General features: G+C 24.8%; 4 protein-coding genes and 1 tRNA gene. 1 reads left to right on the top strand and 4 read right to left on the bottom strand.

From position 1 onward, the window contains the following. Positions 1-58: 58 nt before the first annotated feature. Positions 59-135: transfer RNA gene (locus ACWI69_RS11655), tRNA-Pro, on the bottom strand. Between the two features lie 858 nt (positions 136-993). Here ACWI69_RS11655 and ACWI69_RS11650 point away from each other — a divergent pair. Further along, on the top strand, positions 994-2,994 hold the full coding sequence (locus ACWI69_RS11650; protein ID WP_448822003.1) for a hypothetical protein: 2,001 nt from the start codon (positions 994-996) through the stop codon (positions 2,992-2,994). Between the two features lie 69 nt (positions 2,995-3,063). Here the strand turns inward: ACWI69_RS11650 and ACWI69_RS11645 are convergent, their stop codons facing one another. Genes ACWI69_RS11645 through ACWI69_RS11635 form a run of 3 tightly spaced genes read right to left on the bottom strand, consistent with a single transcriptional unit; the run spans position 3,064 to position 4,800 of the window. Then, positions 3,064-3,321, bottom strand: coding sequence for a hypothetical protein (locus ACWI69_RS11645; protein WP_448822002.1), 258 nt, complete (start codon positions 3,319-3,321; stop codon positions 3,064-3,066). A 26-nt stretch (positions 3,322-3,347) separates the two neighbouring features. Beyond that, positions 3,348-4,091, bottom strand: a complete 744-nt coding sequence (locus tag ACWI69_RS11640) for a hypothetical protein (RefSeq protein WP_448822001.1) — start codon at positions 4,089-4,091, stop codon at positions 3,348-3,350. Continuing rightward, a complete protein-coding gene (locus ACWI69_RS11635) occupies positions 4,084-4,800 on the bottom strand; it encodes a ParA family protein (protein ID WP_448822000.1) in 717 nt (238 codons plus the stop codon). Before ACWI69_RS11635 ends, ACWI69_RS11640 begins: the two co-directional genes overlap by 8 nt. Positions 4,801-4,996: the final 196 nt, after the last annotated feature.

Below are 4,996 nucleotides of genomic sequence, written 5' to 3'. Positions count from 1 at the left end.
AACCAACGCATGACGGAGTCAAAGTCCGTTGCCTTACCGCTTGGCGACACCCCAATAATGGTCGGAATAGCAAGATTCGAACTTGCGGCCCCCTGCTCCCAAGGCAGGTGCGCTACCGGACTGCGCTATATTCCGAATTATTTATATTAGGTCAACTTTTTCTGCTGACGAAAATAATAGTATCATAACTTTTAAATCATGTCAATATAATTTTTTATTTTTTTATTATTAAATTAGCTGTAGTTAAAAATTATTGTAAAAAATGTATCAATGAAGAAGTTTTAGAATATTTAAAAGAAATATTAAAAGGATTATTCGTGATTAAGTTACAATATATATTGATATAATTTTTTAGAAAGTTAAATTTTTCTATATTATAATTAATTCAAAATTTTAAGTGTTAAAGTAATAATTAAATTTATGTAAAATTAAATAAAATTTATTTTTAGTAATTAAATATAATATAATTGTTATATTATTGTATAGATAAAATTTTAATTTTCTTTCGAATTGTTTCGTTTAATTAATTTATATTTAATTATTTATAATTATGATTATGAAAATATTAAAGGATTGTTTATAGTTGTTTTTAATGTTTATAGTTGTTTATATTGTTGTTGAGGATAAAAAAATTTTGATATTGCTATAAAGCCAAGTAAAATATAGGGTTATAGGATATCAATAAAAAAATACGATAACCGTAGATGTTGTATATATATGCCCCTTACTATTGTATATATATGGACATAGGTGTTGTATGATTAAGCCATTACTGTTGTATGTTTTTAACCGTAGATGCTGTATTAAAAATAAAATAAAAAAAATATCCACTTCTGTATAATAATTACAAAAAAATTTTAAAATTAAATGAAAAACAAGAAAATAATACAACACTAATGGTAAAAAGTATTGAAAAAAGTTTTTTTTTGTTGTAAAATATACAACAAAAGAGGATAGAAAAAATAAATATACAGCATTAAAGGACTGGTGAAAATGAAAAAAGTAAAAAAATTTGATATTCCTATGAATCAAGTTATTGATACAGGTCCAAGTGAAATAGTAGAAAAATTTTTAGATGTTTCTGAAATTGAAAATGAAAAAAATCATAGTTTGGTTAGAATTGATATTAATATGATTGAATATCCGCTATTTACTAAGAGTACTAGTAAGAAAAAAAATCAAATAATAAGATATTTTTTTAATAGATCAAAAGAAGCTTATATTCAAGTTAATCCTACGTCTGGAGATTATATTCCAGGTGAATTAGAAGAAAGAGTATTTATAGCTTTATTAAAGATTATGAGAGATAAGAGATACCATAATACATTTTATACAACTATAAGTGAAATTTTAACAAGTATGGGAATTGCACAAGAGTCTTTTAAAGGGTTTTATGGAAGAATATCAAAAGCTCTAGTAAGATTATCTCAAACAAGTTATACATTTAAAAATTCATTATATTCTAATAAAATTAAAGGAATAATAGAAGAGCAGATTAACACAAATATAATGAATATTCATATGATATCTTTGAAGCAAGCACAAGAATCCGAAAAAGAGTTGTTTACTGATAGAAGAATAAAAGAGGTTATCAAGGTGTCTATATCAGAGCACTTTTATGACAATATAATAAGAAAAGGATATTTGGTATATGATTCTCAATTACTATTAAGTATGGATAATCCAATTACAAGAGCTTTATATATGCTTATTAATAAATTAAGATTTAATAGAATGTATATAAAAGTTTTATCGATAAATTTAATTAAAAGAATTCCTTTAAGTGAAAATATTCAAAAAATTGGAAGAACTATAAAAGTAATAGAAAAAAGTTGTCAAGAATTAAAGAAGATGAATTTAATAGCAGACTATACAGTTATTAAAAATAGCAAATGGATTGAATCTGAATTTGAATTTTATTTTAATGAATCTCATAATGAACTTAAACAGTCATATTTTTATGATGATAAAAATCATTTTGATAATTTACTTATAACTCATACGGACAGTGGAGTAGATTTGCCAAATGATGGAAATAGCCACTTTGAAGCTGTAAAAGCCGAAACGATAGATAGAATACCAACAAATGACAAATTAGAAGAAATCTTAAAAATATTACCTTCTAAAGCAAGAGAATTAAAAACATTACCAAAAGTTATAAAAGATGGAATAAGACAATATGGATTTGAGCATATTAAATTAGTATCTGAATATATAAAAGCTCAAAAAGTAAGTAATATAAGAAGTTACATGATACAAGCCTTATCTAAGGGATGGGCAGAGGATTATATATCACAAAAGAAAAAAAATACAACACCAAAGGACAAAGTTGAAAATTTAAAATTAGTGAGTCTATCAAATAACGAGGAGTCATTGTCAAAAAATTTAGAAAAAGATTTAAAAATACAAAAATTTTTAGAAAGTATTACTTTGAAAGAAAGAGATATTATAGAGAAAGATGCCTATAAAGATTACATAAAAATGTGTGGAGTTGAAGGAAAAATACAAAAAATGGCCTTTAGTGCAGCAAAAGATAAATTAGTAAAAGATTATTTAGAAAAGAATTTGAATAAATATACAGCAGAAGAGTCTGAAAATAGTAATATGATTTCAGAAATACAGATTATAGATAAAGTAGATGGATTAAATGAAATAAATACAGCACATATGTCTAAAAATAATTATACTCAAAAGGTTGAAGCAATTGAAATAAATACAATACAAGAGGACAAAGAAATAAATAAAGAATCTTTTGAAATAAATACAGCAGAAGTGGTTAAAAATGTTGAAATCAAAAAGATCTATAAAAATATGTCAATGTTTCAACTGGATATTTTGGATATGTTGGAGGGGGAAAATATAAAAGAAGTTAATAAAATAATCAGACTACTAGGAATAACAAAGTTTTTTGAGGGAGAATTGGGAAGTTTGCATATTGTTTTGGAGTACAATGAGGATGAAGAAAGTTTAATAAAAATAAAAACATTGATATAGTAGACGTTAATGTTGTATAAAAAATAACCCAAGAAATATATTATAAAATTTCTTGGGTTTTTATATTGGCTATTTACTAACAGATAAGATATAAGATATTCTTTCAGGAGAAAGAGTATAGTTATATACTTTTTTTTCGTCAGAAGGAGTTTTTACTAAAATCTCAAAAGTTCCTTCAGATATTTCTGATATTTTTAAAATTTCAAAAGTTTCAGTATCTAAATCTTCAGAAATATTATTTAAGAAATCATCCTCAAATTCAAACTCAAAATACTCATTATTATGTTCAATAACATAAAAAAAATCTGTAAAACTAAATAGTTTCATTATATACCCTTCCTTTTATAAATTTTTTAACTTAACTTTTCAATTTCAACAAGTAGATTTTTAATCTCTTTATTTAAAAGCTCTATTTTTTCATAGACCGTTTTTGCTTTATTTGAATCTAAAGTTGCAGATTCTACTTTGTTTTCGATAAGACTAGAAATATTGGAGTTTAATTTATTAAACAATTTTTCGATAGAATCAAACTCAGAAACTTTAGGAGTATCATTTTTTAAAGTATTTTTAAGAATAATATAATCTTTTCTAGTTTTAATTTGTCTGTTTAAAACTGCATTAACTAATTCCTTATCCGCATTAGGAGCAGATATTTCATAAGTTAATGACAATGGAAGAGTTTCAAAATAGAGTTGATCTTCAGATGTCAGACAATTATTTTTTATAAACTTGAAACGGTTTATTAATCGTTCGGCACTTTTTTTTCCTATTTTCATGTGCTCCAACCATACTGTGAAAGTTCCATTTTTATGATTTGCATACTTCTCATTAGCTTCAGCGAGTATTTCACCCGCTTTAGTATGATAGTTACTTTTAGCTAAATTTAAAAGAGATTCATATTTCAGCAGATCATTTTTCATTTCTAAGTCATGGATATCTTCATAATTAAACATGACTTTATTATCAGATAAGAAATCTTTTTCAACAACAGTTATTTCAAATTCTTTAGATTCAATATTTTGTTTAGCTGATGATTCCTTTTTTTTAAAAGAGTCTTGTTTTAATCTATCTAAAACATTAATTTTTTTATTAATCATTGATAATTCCCCCGATAATTTCACCATATAAGTTTTGTAATTCTTCAGCTTTTTTAGATTGAGTTTCCCAAATTGTTTTACCTTTTTCTGAAAGTTGTTCTTCAATAACACTTTCAGGAATGGGATTTGTTAAAATAACTCCAGTATCATTGAAGAAATTTGATAGATTTTGAAAATATTCTCTTGAAATTTTAGTATTTCTATATAGGTTGGGAACGATTTGAGTTATCTTATTTCCTTCAGTTTTTTCAATTAACCTTGTAATACCGGCTGTACTTAATTTATCGAGTTTGATAGGAACAATAATTTCATCAGTAATTTCCAAAATAATATCGTTAAGTACATTAAAAACAGGAGCACAGTCAACAATAATAAAATCGTAATTTTCTTTTAGTAAATTAAAAGTGTTTCTAATTTTACTTTTTAAATTTATTCCAAAAATATCTGTTTCAACAGGAAAGTAATCTAAGTTTTCTCTAATTTTGATTTTAACTTCCTCACCAGTTTGAACGAAAGATTTAAAACCTTTTCCACCTTCGAACCATCCTCCTAAGAGAATTAAGCTATCATTTTGTGCATCTGAAGTGATTAAGGCAGTTTTGAAGTCTAACATTGCAAGACCATGAGCAATATTTTTTGATAAAGTGGATTTTCCAACGCCACCTTTGTTATTTTTTATAGTTATTATTTTCCCCATTATTAACGCCACTAGAAAAGTAACGCTTTTCACCTCCTTTTTTAATAATTATAGTATAATTTAAAAAGGGAAAATAATCAATTTTTTTATCCATATTTATGGATAAAAAAATTAAAACACGACAAATTGTCGCAATAAAATTAAAACACGACAAATTGTCGCAATAAAATTAAAACACGACAAATTGTCGCAATAAAATTAAAACACG

The sequence above is a fragment of the Cetobacterium sp. genome, from assembly GCF_977044495.1.
The sequence above is the reverse complement of the archived record's forward strand: the minus strand, read 5'-3'. Positions and strand labels throughout refer to the sequence as shown.

Bases quoted from the DNA above. Each gene is read 5' to 3' on its own strand.
- ACWI69_RS11650 (WP_448822003.1), top strand. From the start codon at position 994: ATGAAAAAAGTAAAAAAATTTGATATTCCTATGAATCAAGTTATTGAT.
- ACWI69_RS11645 (WP_448822002.1), bottom strand. From the start codon at position 3,321: ATGAAACTATTTAGTTTTACAGATTTTTTTTATGTTATTGAACATAAT.
- ACWI69_RS11640 (WP_448822001.1), bottom strand. From the start codon at position 4,091: ATGATTAATAAAAAAATTAATGTTTTAGATAGATTAAAACAAGACTCT.